At 47.4% G+C, this 16,892-nt stretch carries 15 protein-coding genes; 12 read left to right on the plus strand and 3 right to left on the minus strand.

Annotation, left to right across the window (positions count from 1 at the left end; genetic code table 11):
- Positions 1 to 11: 11 nt before the first annotated feature.
- The 6 genes from ACT6R0_RS12080 to ACT6R0_RS12105 all read left to right on the plus strand — a co-directional run bounded on the left by ACT6R0_RS12080 (position 12) and on the right by ACT6R0_RS12105 (position 8,432).
- Positions 12 to 1,514, plus strand: coding sequence for a RagB/SusD family nutrient uptake outer membrane protein (locus ACT6R0_RS12080; RefSeq protein ID WP_444653668.1), 1,503 nt, complete (start codon positions 12 to 14; stop codon positions 1,512 to 1,514).
- Positions 1,515 to 1,529: 15 nt separating this feature from the next.
- Positions 1,530 to 2,405, plus strand: coding sequence for a hypothetical protein (locus ACT6R0_RS12085; RefSeq protein WP_444653670.1), 876 nt, complete (start codon positions 1,530 to 1,532; stop codon positions 2,403 to 2,405).
- 130 nt (positions 2,406 to 2,535) lie between these two features.
- Positions 2,536 to 3,984 carry a glycoside hydrolase family 30 protein gene (locus ACT6R0_RS12090; RefSeq protein WP_444653672.1) on the plus strand — a complete coding sequence of 483 codons (1,449 nt, stop codon included), beginning with the start codon at positions 2,536 to 2,538 and terminating at the stop codon, positions 3,982 to 3,984.
- Between the two features lie 8 nt (positions 3,985 to 3,992).
- Positions 3,993 to 7,253, plus strand: a complete 3,261-nt coding sequence (locus ACT6R0_RS12095; RefSeq protein ID WP_444653673.1) for a carbohydrate-binding protein — start codon at positions 3,993 to 3,995, stop codon at positions 7,251 to 7,253.
- Entirely contained in the window at positions 7,250 to 7,939 is a 690-nt protein-coding gene (locus ACT6R0_RS12100) for a hypothetical protein (RefSeq protein WP_444653675.1), read from the plus strand. Before ACT6R0_RS12095 ends, ACT6R0_RS12100 begins: the two co-directional genes overlap by 4 nt.
- A 178-nt stretch (positions 7,940 to 8,117) precedes the next feature.
- Positions 8,118 to 8,432, plus strand: coding sequence for a hypothetical protein (locus tag ACT6R0_RS12105; protein WP_444653676.1), 315 nt, complete (start codon positions 8,118 to 8,120; stop codon positions 8,430 to 8,432).
- Positions 8,433 to 8,449: 17 nt separating this feature from the next.
- Here the strand turns inward: ACT6R0_RS12105 and ACT6R0_RS12110 are convergent, their stop codons facing one another.
- From ACT6R0_RS12110 to ACT6R0_RS12120, 3 genes are read right to left on the minus strand one after another with little or no spacing between them, the layout of a single operon-like run.
- On the minus strand, positions 8,450 to 9,061 hold the full coding sequence (locus ACT6R0_RS12110) for an FAD-dependent oxidoreductase (protein ID WP_444653677.1): 612 nt from the start codon (positions 9,059 to 9,061) through the stop codon (positions 8,450 to 8,452).
- A gap of 1 nt (position 9,062) precedes the next feature.
- Positions 9,063 to 9,263: a hypothetical protein gene (locus ACT6R0_RS12115; protein WP_444653678.1), complete on the minus strand. Its 201-nt coding sequence runs from the start codon at positions 9,261 to 9,263 to the stop codon at positions 9,063 to 9,065.
- A 58-nt stretch (positions 9,264 to 9,321) separates the two neighbouring features.
- On the minus strand, positions 9,322 to 9,897 hold the full coding sequence (locus tag ACT6R0_RS12120) for a MarC family protein (protein ID WP_444653679.1): 576 nt from the start codon (positions 9,895 to 9,897) through the stop codon (positions 9,322 to 9,324).
- A gap of 208 nt (positions 9,898 to 10,105) precedes the next feature.
- On the opposite strand from ACT6R0_RS12120, the gene ACT6R0_RS12125 reads away from it, so the two are divergent.
- The 6 genes from ACT6R0_RS12125 (at position 10,106) to dgt (ending at position 16,821) form a co-directional block, all read left to right on the plus strand.
- A complete protein-coding gene (locus ACT6R0_RS12125) occupies positions 10,106 to 10,693 on the plus strand; it encodes a DUF3109 family protein (protein ID WP_444653680.1) in 588 nt (195 codons plus the stop codon).
- A 248-nt stretch (positions 10,694 to 10,941) separates the two neighbouring features.
- On the plus strand, positions 10,942 to 11,919 hold the full coding sequence (locus ACT6R0_RS12130; RefSeq protein ID WP_444653681.1) for a ribonucleotide-diphosphate reductase subunit beta: 978 nt from the start codon (positions 10,942 to 10,944) through the stop codon (positions 11,917 to 11,919).
- Positions 11,920 to 12,161: 242 nt separating this feature from the next.
- Positions 12,162 to 14,579 (plus strand): ribonucleoside-diphosphate reductase subunit alpha, encoded by a 2,418-nt coding sequence (locus ACT6R0_RS12135; protein ID WP_444653682.1) that lies wholly within the window; start codon positions 12,162 to 12,164, stop codon positions 14,577 to 14,579.
- A 68-nt stretch (positions 14,580 to 14,647) separates the two neighbouring features.
- Complete coding sequence (locus ACT6R0_RS12140; RefSeq protein ID WP_444653684.1) at positions 14,648 to 15,154, plus strand: RDD family protein; 507 nt, start codon at positions 14,648 to 14,650, stop codon at positions 15,152 to 15,154.
- A 1-nt stretch (position 15,155) separates the two neighbouring features.
- Positions 15,156 to 15,389, plus strand: coding sequence for a hypothetical protein (locus ACT6R0_RS12145; protein ID WP_444653685.1), 234 nt, complete (start codon positions 15,156 to 15,158; stop codon positions 15,387 to 15,389).
- 88 nt (positions 15,390 to 15,477) lie between these two features.
- Positions 15,478 to 16,821 (plus strand): dGTP triphosphohydrolase, encoded by a 1,344-nt coding sequence (dgt, locus tag ACT6R0_RS12150; RefSeq protein ID WP_444653840.1) that lies wholly within the window; start codon positions 15,478 to 15,480, stop codon positions 16,819 to 16,821.
- The last annotated feature ends 71 nt before the right edge of the window (positions 16,822 to 16,892 follow it).

Raw genomic sequence — 16,892 nt, forward strand, 5'->3', positions numbered from 1 at the left:
AAAAATTGAAAATGAAATTTAAAAATCTAAAATGGGCAGTACTGGTAATGGCCGGGGTTTTCACAACTATTTCGTGTAGCGATGAGTTTTTGACGACCCAGTTCAAAGGCGCTGTATCGGAAGATAACTATTATCAAAACGAAGAACAGGCATATTCGGCACTTGTTGCGGTTTATGATATCATGAAAAAAGAATCGGGCGGTTTCGAGAATATGATCGCTATGCTTAATGCCGGATCGGATGATCATTATGCCGGCGGAGGTAACGAGTCGGACGGCGCGGGTATCCAGTCGTTCTCTAATTATAGCATAGATCCCTCAAAACTACCGGGTAGCTTTTGGAGTGATTATTACCAGGGAATTTTCAGGGCTAACGTGCTTTTGGAAAAATTACCGGGCATAAGTATGGACGATGCAAAGAAAGCAAGGTTTACATCAGAGGCAAAAGCGTTGCGAGCCTACTATTATTTCCAGCTGATCACACAGTTCAGGAACATACCACTTATCACGTCAACGCTTACTGTAGACCAGTACTACAATTATCCACAGTCAGCGCGTGAGGATGTATATGCCCAAATCGAGGCAGACCTCATGGATGCCATACCAAACCTGCCGCCGATGCTTGACATCACTACCGAAGCAGGCCGCCTAAGCAAAGGTGCCGGACAGGCGATATTGGGTAAAGTATACCTGTACCAAAACAAAAATGCCGAGGCTGCAGCACAGTTTGCTGAAGTAAATGGCACACCTGGCGGTACAAGCCAATACGGCTACAAGCTGTTGGATAACTACAACGATCTTTGGATCATTGATAACAAGTTCAACACAGAGTCGATCCTTGAGTCTACACATACCTACCAAAGTAATGCCGGTTGGGGTAACTGGGGTTCAGGGTCTGATGAAGGGAATACACTTAACGTAATGGTTGGACCACGTGGTTACAGTGCTTCGGGAGCGCCTGCTTATGAAACGGGCTGGAGCTTTAACCCGGTAACTGTTGACCTGGCCAACGCGCTAATGGGCGACCCGCGTTTTGATGCTACGATACTTGATATGAATGAGCTTGTTGCCAATGGGCAGGCATCGTATGTGCCGGGCTACCAGGATACAGGTTACTTCCTTAAGAAGTTCATGCCGACACATGCCGACCTTACACCTGGCGGTGGCGATGTGGTGCTGAACTACAGGCAGAATACGTATACGATCCGCCTTGCAGATACCTACCTTCTTGAAGCGGAAGCTTTGGGCGGAACAGGAGCAAGGGCCCAGGCATTGCTTGATGCGGTACGTGACAGGGTAGGTCTTACCCCGGTACCTGTATCGCTTGAGAACATCTGGAAAGAGCGCAGGCTTGAACTTGCAGGTGAAGGCCATCGCTGGAGGGACCTTGTACGTACAGGAAGGGCAGCTTCGGTACTTGCTTCACGCAACTTTATCGCGGGCAAGCACGAATTCTGGCCGATACCGCTACGTGAGACTGAGAACACACAAATACAGCAGGATCCAAACTATTAATATTAAAGACGATTTATGAAACTGAATATAATTTTAAGAAACAGCTGCTTTGCGGCAGCAGTTGCAGCGATGGGCTTCCTGACAGGATGCCAGCCGGAAGAAGTTTCGGGAGGTAATGCGCTGTTTAACGAGAATGTTGATGCGACCTTTACAGTAACCCCGACTGATGCATCGGGCAACCGTTACAAGCTCGAGGGTGTAACAGGGGCGGGCCAGTTGGTACACCGTTGGGATACCGGTACAGGAGAATTTAAAGGTGATAGCGCTGAAGAGCTTTTCCTTCCGGATGCAGGTACGTATACTGTTACGCATACTGTGTACGGAAACGGAGGCATGAGTAACTCATCTACACAAACTATTACGGTTACTACACCGGACCCAATTGCGGGCAACCTTATCCTTAACGGAAAATTTGATGATGGCGCGGCTAACTGGGGTGTATTCAACACCAGCGGTACAGAGACCGTTACATGGAGTTTTGCTAATGGCAAAGCTACGGCAAGCGGTGGTGTAGCCAACGTATGGACAGGCCAGGGTATCTACCAGGCGGTAGATGTTACTCCGGGTACTTACAAGATCAACATGCATGTGTCAGGCCCGGGTGGCAATGACCAAATGTGGTTCCAGGTATTCTTGGGTGCCAATCAGCCGGTAAACGGTTCTGATTACGGTAGCGACCCACTTACACTTATCGGCCTTAATACATGGGCAGGATGTGGCATTGCACCGTTTGACGGCATGCTTGCCACTATCAGCTGCCAGGGAAGCGGTAACACCGTTACTGTTACACAGGCAGGAACAATGTATCTTGTGGTAAAAGCAGGTACTGGTTCTAATAATGGCATTGTCGGCGTTAGCGTTGACAATGTTGAAATGAGGAGAATGAATTAAAAAGTTTTGGGTTAGTTACAAATAGCCTGTGATCTTGTTGCAAGAAAGCAGGCTATTTTTTTAAGATACCTCTTTTAATTGCAGTGGTTGGGAAGTAGTTCCGCGGCTGCGAAATTCCAAAAAAAAACCAATGAAGAATAAATTTTTAGGCATCGCCCTCGCGCTGATGTCCCTGCACGGTTTTGCCCAACAGCAAAAAAATACAGGCGGCATTCCTGCCATAGGCAGTAAGGCTACGGTATATACCACGGCAATGGATACAGAGCTCAGGCTTGCCAAAACGGGCGAAGTTTCGTTTACAGATAGCAAACAGCCTTTGGAAACCGAGTTCTCGGTATTTGTAGAGCCGGCAAAGACGTTCCAGACGATCCTAGGTATTGGCGGCGCGATCACCGATGCAAGTGCCGAAGTATTTGCAAAGCTTACGCCTGCAAAACAAAAAGAATTTTTAAATGCCTACTTCAGCAACGAAGGGATAGGCTACTCGATCATAAGGACAACGATACACAGCAGCGACTTTAGCAGTGGCAGTTATACCTACATAAAAGAGGGCGACAAAAGCCTTAGGTCATTCAGTATCGATCACGATAAAAAATACCGCATACCCCTCATAAAGCAGGCTATGAAAGCAGCTTCCAACAAAATTACGTTTTATGTAAGCCCTTGGAGCCCGCCCGCATTTATGAAGGATAACAAAAATATGCTCAGGGGCGGCAAGCTGCTTCCTGAATACTACCAGACCTGGGCCGACTATTATGTGAAATTCATAAAGGCCTATGAGAAAGAAGGAATGCCGGTTTGGGGACTTTCTGTACAGAATGAACCTATGGCCACCCAAACATGGGAATCCTGCATTTACACAGCCGAAGAGGAGCGCGACTTCCTTAAAAACTACCTTGGGCCGACCATCAAGAAAGAGCTTGGCGATAAAAAAATAATTGTTTGGGACCACAACCGCGACCTGATGGTGCAAAGGGCGAATGTGATATTCGGCGACCCCGAGGCATCAAAATATGCGTGGGGCATGGGTTTCCATTGGTACGAGACCTGGGCCGGCGGCAAGCCAATGTTCCAGAACCTGCAAAAAGTGAACGAAGCCTATCCGGACAAGCACCTGATGTTTACCGAAGGCTGCGTGGAGAAATTTGATGCTTCACGCTACCAGTACTGGCCAAATGGTGAGCGCTATGGCGAACAGATGATAAACGATTTTAACAACGGCATGGCCGGCTGGACCGACTGGAACATACTTCTTGACGAGAAAGGTGGGCCAAACCACGTGGGCAACTTTTGCTTTGCGCCAATTCACGTTGATACAAAAACGGGTGAGATCATTTACACGCCGTCATACTACTACATAGGCCACTTCTCGAAATTTGTACAGCCCGATGCAAAAAGGGTAAGCACTGCCGCAAGCAGGAGCCAGCTACAGAGCACATCGTTCATTAATGCCAATGGTAAGATGGTGACTGTTGTAATGAACAATAGCGAAGAGAAGATCACCTATAACCTGATCATAGGAACAACCAAGGCTGTTGCCGAAATACCGCCGCATGCCATACAAACACTAATTTATTAATACTTCCAATGAAAAAAATATATTACATTATTTTATTGGCGCTGTCATGTTCGGCGTTTGGTCAGGGCTACCTGCACCAGAGCGGCCAGAACATTGTAGACGGCAACGGTAACAACGTACTCCTTCGCGGGATGGGACTGGGCGGATGGATGGTGCAGGAAGGCTACATGTTGCAGACAGACGCTTTTGCGGGTACCCAGTGGCAGATACGCGACAAGATAAAGCAGCTGATAGGCGAAGCGAATACCGAAACCTTCTACCAGGCATACCGCAATAACAGCATTACCAAAAGGGATATCGATTCCCTGAAGGCATGGGGCTTTAATTCCGTTCGTCTGCCGATGCACTATAATCTGTATACCCTTCCGATCGAGCAGGAACCCGTTGCAGGACAAAATACATGGCTGGATGAAGGTTTCCAAAGGACCGACCAGCTTTTGCAATGGTGTGCCGAAAATGAAATGTACCTTATCCTTGACATGCATGCCACACCGGGCGGGCAGGGCAAGGATGCGAATATTAGTGACTACAACCCTGCCAAGCCATCACTATGGGAGAGCGAGGCCAACAAGCAAAAGCTGATCGCACTGTGGGCCCGCCTGGCAGACAGGTACAAGAATGAGCCATGGATAGGCGGTTACGACCTGATAAACGAACCCAACTGGGCCTTTACCGGCACCAACCAAAACGGTTGTGATGAGAACTCCAACGCGCCGTTACGCTCATTGTATGTTGCCATTACCAATGCCATCCGCGCGGTAGATACCAACCACATGATCATATTGGGCGGTAACTGCTGGGGGAATAACTATAACGGAATGTTCCCGCTTTGGGACAATAATATGACACTAAGCTGGCATAAATACTGGAATGCAAACAATGCCGGTGCCATACAGGGCTTGCTTAACCTCAGGACACAGCACAACGTTCCGCTTTGGCTGGGCGAAAGTGGGGAGAACTCCAACGTGTGGTTCAGGGATGCCATTTCCTTGTCAGAGTCGCTTAATATCGGCTGGGCATGGTGGCCGCTTAAAAAGATCGGCAGCATTGCCGGACCTGCCGCTGTGGACAAAACGCCACAATACCAGCAGTTGTTGGATTACTGGGCCAATGGTGGTACGCAGCCTTCGGAGACTTTTGCCTTTAATGCATTGATGCAAATGGCCGAGAATTATAAAATGCAGAACGTTACGACCAAACCGGACGTGATCGATGCGATGTTCCGCCAGGTACAGACTACGGAAACCATCAAGTACAAAACACACAACCTGCCGGGCAGGGTGTATGCTACCGAATATGACTTGGGTCCGCACCTGCATGCCTACTATGATACCGATATTGCCAACTACAGGACTGATACCGGTACGTTCCAGGCATGGAACAACGGATGGGCGATGCGTAACGATGGTGTGGACATACAGGAGTCGAACGATACAGGCAACGGCTTCCATGTGAGCCATATTGTATCAGGCGAATGGCTCTTGTATACCCTTACGCAGCAAAACCAGACAGCTTATGATATTGATATCCGTTATGCGGGCATGGGCGGGTCCATCCACCTTGAAGATGCGAACGGAAGGATTTCTGAAAGGATAAACCTTCCATCAACGGGGTCTTATACCACATGGTCGGCCATAACACTTACAGATGTGCTGCTCCAGGCAGGAGAGAACAAGGTAAAGGTTTATTTTGATGCCGGTTCTTTTAACCTTAATTATATCGAATTCAAAAACCCAAGGGCATCTGCGCAGGCAGCTTTTAAAGTTGTCGATGCGGCAACAAATGTGCTGGGCGATAAGGTAAATGTGGTTTTCAACAAACCATTGCAGGCAGGTATCGACCTTTCGGCAAGCGCGCTTACGCTAAAGGTGAACGGTACAGCGGTTACGGTAAACAGCATTGCCATGGGTACGGCTGCGAACAGCTTTGTTATTACACCTGCTGTTGCCATCAACCCGTCAGATGTAGTTACACTTACGTATGCAGGTACGAACATCTTAGCCGCCGATGCTACCGTGCAGGCTGCCTTTGCCGACAGGCCGGTGAGCAACAGGGTGGGCAACATCCAGCAGATATCGGGCACTATACAGGCAGAAAGCTTTTATGCCAACAGCGGCCTTGAACTTGAAAACACCAATGATACCGGTGGTGGACAGAATATTGGCTACACAGATGCCGGTGACTACCTTGAATATTTGGTGAATATCAGCCAAACAGGCAATTACAGGATCGAGTACCGCCGTTCGGGCGAAAGCCAGACCGGAGGTATCAAATTACAGCTTATTAATGAAACTACGCAGGACATACACACTGTAAGCCTTCCTGCAACCGGTGGATGGCAAACATGGCAAACGCTTGCTGCCGATGCCGTGCTTCCCGCGGGCCGTTACTTTATGAGGCTGGTAGTTACGTCTCCCGGCTTTAACCTGAACTGGGTACGTTTCTCGTTCCAGGCGCCGGACTCTGATAACGACGGTGTGCCCGACAGCGCCGATCTGTGTCCCAATACCCCTGCCGGGGCTGTGGTGAACTTTAACGGATGTACACTGTTCACCCTTCCTGGGAACAATTTTGCGATCCGCACGACCGGTGAAAGCTGCCGCTCATCCAACAACGGAAGCATAACGGTAACGGCTGCGGCCAACCATAACTATGTGGCTACGCTAACAGGCACATCGGGCCAAACGGCTAATTTTACCACTACCACATCATTCAGCAACCTTGCGGCAGGTGAGTACAGGCTTTGCTTTACCCTGCCCGAAGCCCCTGCCTACAGCCAGTGCTTTGACATTGTGGTTAGCGAGCCACAGGACCTTGCAGTATTGCAAAGGGTAGCCGCAGAAAATTATACGGTACAGCTTGACCTTGAAGGTGGAAGCCACTATACCATCAACTTTAACGGTGAGGTGTTTGAAACTTCGGCGAATGCCATAACACTCGACCTTAAAGGCGGTGAGAATACTATTGAGGTAAAAACCGACAAAGAGTGCCAGGGTATATACAGGAAAACCATTATGATGGATGGCAGCCTGCGCGTATATCCTAACCCTGTGAGTGGAAACGACCTTCATGTGATGATACCCGAAGCGAAGAACGAAAAAGTGTATGTAGAAGTGTTCTCGACACTTGGCAGCAGGGTAATGGCAGGAAGCTACATCACGCAGGATAAAGTATGCACTATAGATACAGGAAGCCTTGCGGCAGGAATGTACATGATGAAAATAATATCGGGTACGCAGGCGTATAACATTAAAATCGTAAAAGAATGAAAAAGTTACTGATAGCATTTGCAGCGTCGCTTTTCGCACTGGCCGGATGTTCCAGCGATGGCGACGGTGGTGAGGGCAATTCTAACACGCAGGCAGCCACACCTTCGTTCCCTGAAAATAATTCGGAGTGTACAACAGGTACTGAAGTTTCGCCTACGCAAAGCAAGATCACCTTCCAGTGGGGTGCCGCCCCCGATACTCAAACGTACTTTTTGTACGTAAAGAACCTGAATACCCAAAGCAGCCTGCAGTATAATGCGGGGACGAACCTCTCGTATGAGGTAACCGTTGAAAAAGGTGTTCCTTATTCGTGGTACGTTAGTTCTAAAAAGGCGAACAACTCGGTTGTGCAGAGCGGGGTATGGAAGTTTTATAATGCCGGTGCCGGAGTTGCCAATTACGCGCCATTCCCGGCCGATGCGGTATCTCCTGTGATGAGTTCGACCGTTCATGGCCCTGCCATCACCCTAGAGTGGGACGGCAGCGACCTGGATAATGATATAGCCGACTATAAAGTATACATCGATACCAATGCCAACCCAACTACATTAAAAGGCACCGTGACCGCGGAGACACTGCCGAACGTAGCAGTAGCATCGGGCGCAACGTATTACTGGAAAGTAGTTACTACCGATGAAGCGGGCAACGTAACAGCTTCACCTGTATACCAGTTTAAGGTGTTTTAATACATTTTTATTGTTTTTGTGATCCGGAGGCTGTCGTATGACGGCCTCTGTTTTTTTGAGTAAATAATGATCAACGTTGGCGGGAATTCTTAAATTGCCATTGCTAATTAATCGTTCGGATATGTTGAAAGCTTACTCTGTTTTGTACAGGATCGCACTCCTACTATTTGTTATTCTCATGTTTGCCACACAAATGGTAGTGGGGGTTGCGGGACATAACGCAACCCAGGGCGTTACAGAATACATTCCTCTGATCTATTCGGTTCTTACATTTGCCACACTTTGGGTGTATGCTGAAATAGAAGGCGGGTATCTAAAACAGATCCTGCGTTATGTTAATATACTGCTGGTTGGAACAGGTGTAGGCGTACTACTCTATTTTACTATAATGGGAATTTTGAATGACGGACTTATCGCGGGGCTTATTATTGCAGCAATGATCATTTGGATTGGTATAATGCTGATATATTCACTGATAAAAGACGGGTTATAAATGAAAACTGCGTCCTATCACTTCACCCTCGTACTATCATGGTACTGCGTAGGGATACCGTTATTCCACAACGTAAGGATATCGGTGGCGACTGCGGCTCCGCTTCCTGCGGCAATGGCCAGCTGGCTGCGGTGCCCGGCAAGTGTACCGGTGGCATAAATGCCTTCGGCGACCAGGTGATCGTCATTTTTCAGCTGGATGCGGTTTTTCTCCGGCATCGCTTTTTTGTGGGGGATAACGTGATCCATCAGCCCATCGATCGCAAAAGTATTTGCCGAGCCAATGGCCATAACTACAGCCTTTGTTTTGTATGTGTTTTTATTGGTGGTAACGGTAAAATTCCCGGCTTCGCCCTGGACGCTCATGACCTTTTCGTTATGTATCTGTTCCATGGCAGGATACAGGGAGGTGAGCTGTTCCAGGCTTTCGTCCATTAGGTCTTTGCCTAATTTACCCGGTGCAACGCCATACGCGTTCCAAAAAATGGCATCCTGTAGGGCCGATGCTTTTTGGTGGGTAAATATCCCGGCCCTTTTGCCTTCGGCATAAGGTTTTTTGAGTGCGGAACCGATAATAAGAGCGCAGGAAACCCCTGATGCGCCGCCGCCAATGATAAGGACATCGAACATATTAGTGATTTCTCGTTTTTTCCTCGATGTTCTTTGCCATCCTGAAAATTATAAGGATGCATACCGCGCACAGCGATGCTACGATGCCGATGAGGGCTACAAGGCTGTTCCCTTGGGTAAGGTTATCAAAGTCAAGTTGGGTGGCGTTAAAAATGATAAGCCCTAAAGCCATGGCTATCAGTATGTAGATAAAAATTTTCATATCCTATGTGTTTACCTGTATGGCAGGTTTGAACGGCGTGAAATTATAAAATTTAATGTTAAAGGAATAATTGTTTAACATTAGCCGCAAATAATTTAACAGCTATGGCCAGCAGCACCACGCCAAATACTTTTCGTATGACACCCAGTCCGTTATCGCCCAAAAGCCGCTCTATTTTTGCGGATGATTTGAGCACAACGTATACCAAGATCACATTGATAACTATAGCGATGATGATGTTGATCTTTTCGAATTCCGCGCGAAGCGAAAGTATGGTGGTCATGGTGCCTGCCCCTGCTATCAGCGGGAACGCTATGGGCACGATGGAGGCTGTACTGGGGTTATCTTCCTTATAAAGCCGTATGCCCAATATCATTTCGAGCGCCAGGAAAAATAATACGAATGAACCCGCCACGGCAAATGAGTTGGCATCGATACCGATGAGCTTCAGTATCTCCTCTCCCACAAAAAGGAAGGCGACCATGATAATCATGGCAACTACCGATGCTTTTTCCGACTGGATGTGCCCAAGCTTGGTGCGCAGGTCGACAATGATGGGTATGCTCCCAATGATGTCGATCACGGCAAAAAGCACCATGGTTATTGTGAATATCTGCTTCCAGTCGAAACCCATGAAAATTGTTTTAGGGACTGCAAAAGTATTGCATATAATTGGCATGAGTACTAATTCGGCGTTAAATTTTATGAGGGGTTTGGCTACACGGGTTAAGTGAGATCCTGTCACCAATTACACGGGCCACATAAATTTATCTGTTTTAGTCACGTCTTCACAGATTTGGTGAAAATTAGTGTAATTCGTGGCTAAACCCTATCTTTGCCCTATGTTTCAACTGGGAAAAACAATAGTATCTGAGGATATTTTACAAAAGGAATTTGTGTGCAACCTTTCGGCATGCAAAGGAGGGTGCTGCGTAGATGGCGATGCCGGCGCGCCACTGAATGAAGAGGAGACCAAAATACTGGAGGCTATTTACCCAAAAGTAAAGCCATTCCTGCGCAGGGAAGGCATTGAGGCTATCGAGAAGCAGGGCGCGTGGGTAGTAGGTACTGACGGCACCCTGGAAACACCTCTTATAGATGACAAGGACTGCGCGTATGTGATCTTCGATGGGCAAACCGCCCTTTGCGGCATCGAGCAGGCGTACAATCAGGGTATTGTTGACTGGAAGAAGCCTGTTTCCTGTCATTTGTATCCCATCCGCGTAAAGGATTTTACCGAATTCGCAGCCGTAAACTACGATAGTTGGGATATATGCGACCCGGCCTGCGCCCTTGGCAAAGAACTTGAGGTCCCGGTGTATAAATTCGTAAAGGAGGCGCTAATCCGCCGCTTTGGTAAAAATTGGTATGCCGAGCTCGAAAAAGTAGCTGGTGAGCTCAATGACGACCCGGCTAAAGATCGCCATTGAAAAGCATGTTAAACCCCTTGTTTTACTGCCTGTTTCAGGTCAGACATCTATATATTTACCCTTTGTAAGGATTTGATAATCAGAATATTGTCAAATTAATAAATCTTTAACAATTTGTTAAGACATGTTAAAAACTATGCCTGATTGTGAATAAGTTTGGCTTTCATTATCTAAGTCAAATGCCAATCTTTGTATCTCCTTCGTAAGACACCGAACATCTTTATCAAAACAATAAAAGTCAAAGCATTATGTCTGCACTTGAGCCGATATTAACGGAAAATAAAAACAGGTTTGTGATTTTCCCTATAAAACACCATGATATATGGGAGTGGTATAAAAAAATGGAGGCCAGCTTCTGGACCGCAGAAGAGATAGACCTGCACCAGGACCTGAACGACTGGAATACCAAGCTGAACGATGATGAGAAATACTTCATCAAGCACATCCTTGCTTTTTTCGCGGCGTCAGACGGCATCGTGAATGAGAACCTGGCTGAGAACTTCGTTAATGAAGTGCAATACCCGGAGGCTAAATTCTTCTACGGATTCCAGATCATGATGGAGAACATCCACAGCGAAACCTACTCGCTCCTTATTGATACGTATGTGAAGGACGAGAACGAGAAAGACCAGCTGTTCCATGCCCTCGACGTATTCCCGGCTATTAAGAAGAAAGCCGACTGGGCCATCAAGTGGATCGGGTCCGACTCATTTGCGGAAAGGCTTATCGCTTTTGCGGCAGTTGAGGGGATATTCTTTTCCGGGGCGTTTTGCTCGATCTTCTGGCTGAAGAAACGCGGCCTGATGCCGGGGCTTACATTCTCCAATGAATTGATATCAAGGGATGAAGGCGTGCATTGTGATTTTGCGGTGCACCTGCATAACCATCACCTGATAAATAAGGTGCCTAAAGACAGGATAAAAGAAATATTGCTTGATGCGCTTGATATCGAAAGGGAATTTATCACCGAGTCGCTGCCGTCAAGCCTTATAGGCATGAATGCGCTGCTGATGACACAATACCTTGAATTTGTGACCGACAGGCTGTTGGTGGAGCTTAATTGTGAAAGGCAGTTTAACTCGGGCAACCCATTCGATTTCATGGACATGATCTCGCTTCAGGGCAAGACCAACTTTTTCGAGAAAAGGGTGTCTGAATACCAAAAGGCGGGCGTGCTCAACAAAGAGGGCGATTCGCAAAAGATCAGCTTTGATGCCGATTTTTAATAGAAAATGATATTGAATATAATTTTAACCACATAGGAACATAGTTTTATAGCTGATAAATGAGGTGCAGGTATATATAGTATGAAGCAAGCTTCATCTCTGTGGACTTTCATCCCAATGCTGAAAACTTTTTACAATTCTACTATTCCTATGTTTCTATGTGGTTAAAAGAAAATGACTTACTAAAAGATCAATAGGCGTGTGAGGGCGCGCCAATTACTAACTTATTAAAATGTTGCCATATGTATGTAGTTAAAAGGGATGGAAAAAGAGAGCCGGTGATGTTCGACAAGATCACGGACAGGATAAGGAAATTATGCTATGAACTGAATGAGCTGGTAGATCCGGTCAAAGTGGCAATGCGTGTTATTGAAGGGCTGTATGATGGGGTTACCACCTCTGAACTGGACAACCTTGCGGCAGAAACTGCTGCGTCTATGACCGTAACACACCCTGATTTTGCACAGCTGGCAGCCCGCATCGCGGTGTCTAACCTGCACAAGAATACAAAGAAGTCGTTCTCTGAAACGATGCACGACATGTACCACTACGTGAACCCGAGGACCGGCCAGGAATCGCCGCTGCTTTCGGACGAAGTGTACGAAGCCATAATGGCTAATGCTGAGATCCTTGACTCTACCATCATCTACAACAGGGATTTTAATTATGACTATTTCGGGTTCAAGACGCTCGAGCGCTCGTACCTGCTTAAAATAAACGGACAGATCGTAGAGCGCCCGCAGCACATGCTGATGCGCGTTTCTGTAGGTATCCACCTGAACGATATCCAGTCGGCCATCGAAACGTATGAGCTGATGTCTAAAAAATATTTTACCCATGCCACGCCTACGCTATTCAACTCGGGTACGCCAAAAGCACAGATGTCTTCATGCTTCCTGCTTACCATGCGCGATGACAGCATCGAGGGCATTTACGATACGCTGAAGCAAACGGCTATGATCTCGCAATCGGCCGGAGGGATAGGCTTGTCTATACACAATGTGAGGGCTACGGGCTCGTACATCCGTGGTACGAACGGCACTTCGAACGGTATCGTACCAATGCTCCGCGTATTTAATGACACGGCGCGTTACGTAGATCAGGGCGGTGGCAAGCGAAAAGGCAGCTTTGCTGTATATATCGAGACATGGCATGCCGACATCTTCGACTTCCTTGACCTGAAAAAGAACCATGGTAAAGAGGAGATGCGCGCACGCGACTTGTTCTACGCCATGTGGACAAGCGACCTGTTCATGAAACGTGTGCAGGATGACGCACAGTGGACGCTGATGTGCCCTAACGAATGTCCGGGACTTTGCGATGTATATGGCGATGAGTTTGAAGCAATGTACCATGAATATGAAGCTGCCGGAAAAGGCCGCAAGACCATCAGGGCACGTGAGCTTTGGGAAAAAATACTTGAGTCGCAGATCGAGACAGGAACACCATACATGCTTTACAAGGATGCGGCCAACAGGAAGTCGAACCAAAAGAATTTGGGGACTATCCGTTCGTCCAACCTGTGTACCGAGATCATGGAGTACACTGCTCCCGATGAGGTAGCAGTGTGTAACCTGGCCTCACTGTCATTGCCAATGTTCGTGGAGAACGGGCAGTTTAACCACCAATTCCTTTATGATGTTACCAAACGTGTAACGCGCAACCTGAATAAAGTGATCGACAGGAATTTCTATCCTGTCATAGAAGCAGAGAATTCCAACATGCGCCACCGCCCGGTAGGGTTGGGTGTGCAGGGGCTTGCAGATGCTTTCATCCTTATGCGCCTTCCGTTTACGAGCGATGAGGCTAAAAAACTGAACCAGGAGATATTCGAGACCATGTACTTTGCTGCCCTGACCGCATCGATGGAAGAGGCAAAAGCAGACGGGCCATACTCAAGCTTTAAAGGTTCGCCCATATCGCAGGGCGAATTCCAATATAACCTTTGGGGATTGAAGGATGAAGACCTTAGCGGCCGTTGGGACTGGGCTTCGCTTCGTAAAGAAGTTATGGAGCACGGTGTGCGCAACTCGCTTTTGATGGCGCCGATGCCTACCGCATCTACCTCGCAGATACTCGGGAACAATGAGGCATTTGAGCCATATACATCGAACATATATACCAGGAGAGTACTTTCAGGCGAATTCATCGTGGTGAACAAGCACCTGCTTCAGGACCTGGTAAGCCTTGGGCTTTGGAACGAGAACCTGAAACAGGAAGTGATGAGGGCGAACGGTTCTATCCAGGATATCGATGGTATCCCTGCTGATATAAAAGAGCTGTACAAAACAGTTTGGGAAATGAGCATGAAGGATATTATCGACATGTCGCGCCAAAGGGGCTACTTTATTGACCAGTCGCAGTCGCTTAACCTGTTCATGGAAGGCGCTACGTTCGCGAAGCTTACCTCTATGCACTTCTATGCATGGCAGAGCGGTCTGAAAACGGGCATGTACTACCTGAGGACGAAGAGCGCGGTGGACGCCATTAAGTTTACCCTTAATAACGACAAGAAAGCCGAGCCTGCGCCAAAAGAACTGGCTATGGCAGAAGGTGTAGCGGTTGAGGCTGAAGCGCCAATGGCTGTTACTGAGTTCCAGGCAATGCTGGAACGCTCCCGCAATGCCGACCCAGAAGACTGCGAAATGTGCGGATCTTGATCAACAAACACAAATAACCATGAAGGAGCAGCTTAGTTTGCTCCTTCTTTTTTATTTTTACAACAATTATGGAATATAACACTACTGTAAAGATAGACAGCACGATGCTGGTGCCTTGGTACAAAAGGCTGCTGAACTTACTAATAGATGTCGCTGCGGTCATATTGATCTTTCTCTTCATAGGTGTTATAGGCGTTTTAGCGTCACTATTGGGTAGTGATGCCATTCTTATTTGGTTTGAGCAAATGGATGCGAACACGGACAGGATCATAACGACCCTGGTAATGGTGGTTTACCTGTTCATTACAGAATTGCTTACACAGAGAAGCCTCGGAAAGCTCATTACCGGAACTATCGTAGTGATGGAAGATGGTTCAAAGCCCACCACCAAAGCGATACTTGTCAGGGCACTTTGCAGGATATTATCTATTGAAGCTTTGTCATTTATACGAAAGGTTCCAAGGGGATGGCATGATACGGCATCAGATACGTATGTGATAGATGCTAAAAAATATAAAGCCGCATTGAAAATTAAAAGATCATTTGACGAAATAGGGTCAACACAAATACAATAATATGTCAAAAGAAGATAAAGCCATTTATACCGGCATCATAGAAAAAGACGAAGCAGGCAATTACTTTTGCGGTGAATACATGCTGGATTACCGCCAGGTAGAAACCAAGTTCCAGTTAGGGGACAAGATAACGATCAAATCGGTGATCGAGAACCCAAGCGATAAAAGTTATGGGCAGTACCCAATGAAGTCGAAAGAGTTTTCGCTGGCGGATAAGAAGAAATTTTTAAAATAGAATTTAGTAATGAGTATTGAGATATGAGGTCCACTCCTTCTCAATACTAAGATCTCACTACTAAAACCTCAATACTCACATCTAAATGATGCAATGGGAACAGCTCCTGTCATTAAAAAGGCAGGGCGATACAAGCAAGCGTTTGCGCAAAGAACAGGACGATACCCGCCTCGGCTTTGAGGTGGATTATGACCGTATCATATTCTCCTCGGCCTTTCGCAGCCTGCAGGACAAAACGCAAGTGATACCGCTATCCAAGACCGATTTCGTGCACACCCGCCTTACGCACAGCCTTGAGGTATCGGTAGTAGGGCGCTCGCTGGGGAGGCTTGTGGGCAAAAAGATCATCGAAAAGCATCCGTACCTCAGGGAAGAGCATGGTTACCACATGAACGACTTTGGCGCCATCGTGGCTGCCGCGGCTTTGTCTCATGATATTGGCAACCCGCCCTTCGGGCATTCGGGAGAAAAGGCCATTGGCGAGTATTTCAAGACCGGCAGGGGGCAGCAATACAGGGAACAGCTTATCGACAAGCAATGGCAGGACCTCATCGACTTTGAAGGCAATGCTAACGGCTTTAACCTGCTTACCGCATCGCGGCCTGGTGTAGATGGAGGGTTGAGGCTTACCTATGCAACTTTAGGCGCTTTCATGAAGTATCCAAAAGAGTCGCTCCCCAAGAAACCCACAAGCAACATCTCCGACAAAAAATACGGCTTCTTCCAGTGCGATAAAGAGTTCGTTCAGGATGTGGCAAAGGAACTGGGCATGATCCCGAACAAAACAGGCGGTGACACCGGTTATGAGCGCCATCCGCTGGCCTACCTGGTAGAAGCGGCCGACGACATTTGCTACACCATCATCGACTTTGAGGATGGCATCAACCTTGGCGTTATACAGGAGGAATTTGCATTGGAATACCTCATCAAGCTGGTGAAAGGCACCATAGATACCGCCAAATACAATACGCTTACTACTAAGGAAGACCGCCTGGGCTACCTGCGTGCTTTAGCCATTGGCAGCCTTATAAATGATGCTGTGGAAGTATTTTTGGAAAATGAAGAAGCTATCCTTGCCGGGAAATATCCCCATTCGCTTACCGACCAGGGCAAGTATACCGCGCAGATGAATGACATTATCAACCTGAGTATAAAGAATATTTACCAAAGTAGGGAAGTGGTAGAGAAGGAAGTGATAGGCTACCGTATTATCGCCACCCTGCTGGATACCTTCTGCACGGCCTACAACAATAAGTTTGATGGTAATGGTGGTAATTACGACAACCTGGTGCTGAAGCTCCTCCCGGAAAAATTCGTCACCGAAAAAATGAGCCTGTACGACCGCCTGCTGCACATATGCCACTTTGTTTCGACACTGACCGATGGTAAGGCAGTGCTGTTGTATAATACTATTACGGGAATGGCCCGCTAACCCGAAAGAGTAATGAGCGACGATCAAGCCGCTTACCTTGTTTGGCGTAGCGATTGGTAATGGGAATGGAT

The organism is Flavobacterium sp. (assembly GCF_052437795.1).
In the GTDB taxonomy this organism is placed as follows: domain Bacteria; phylum Bacteroidota; class Bacteroidia; order Flavobacteriales; family Flavobacteriaceae; genus Flavobacterium.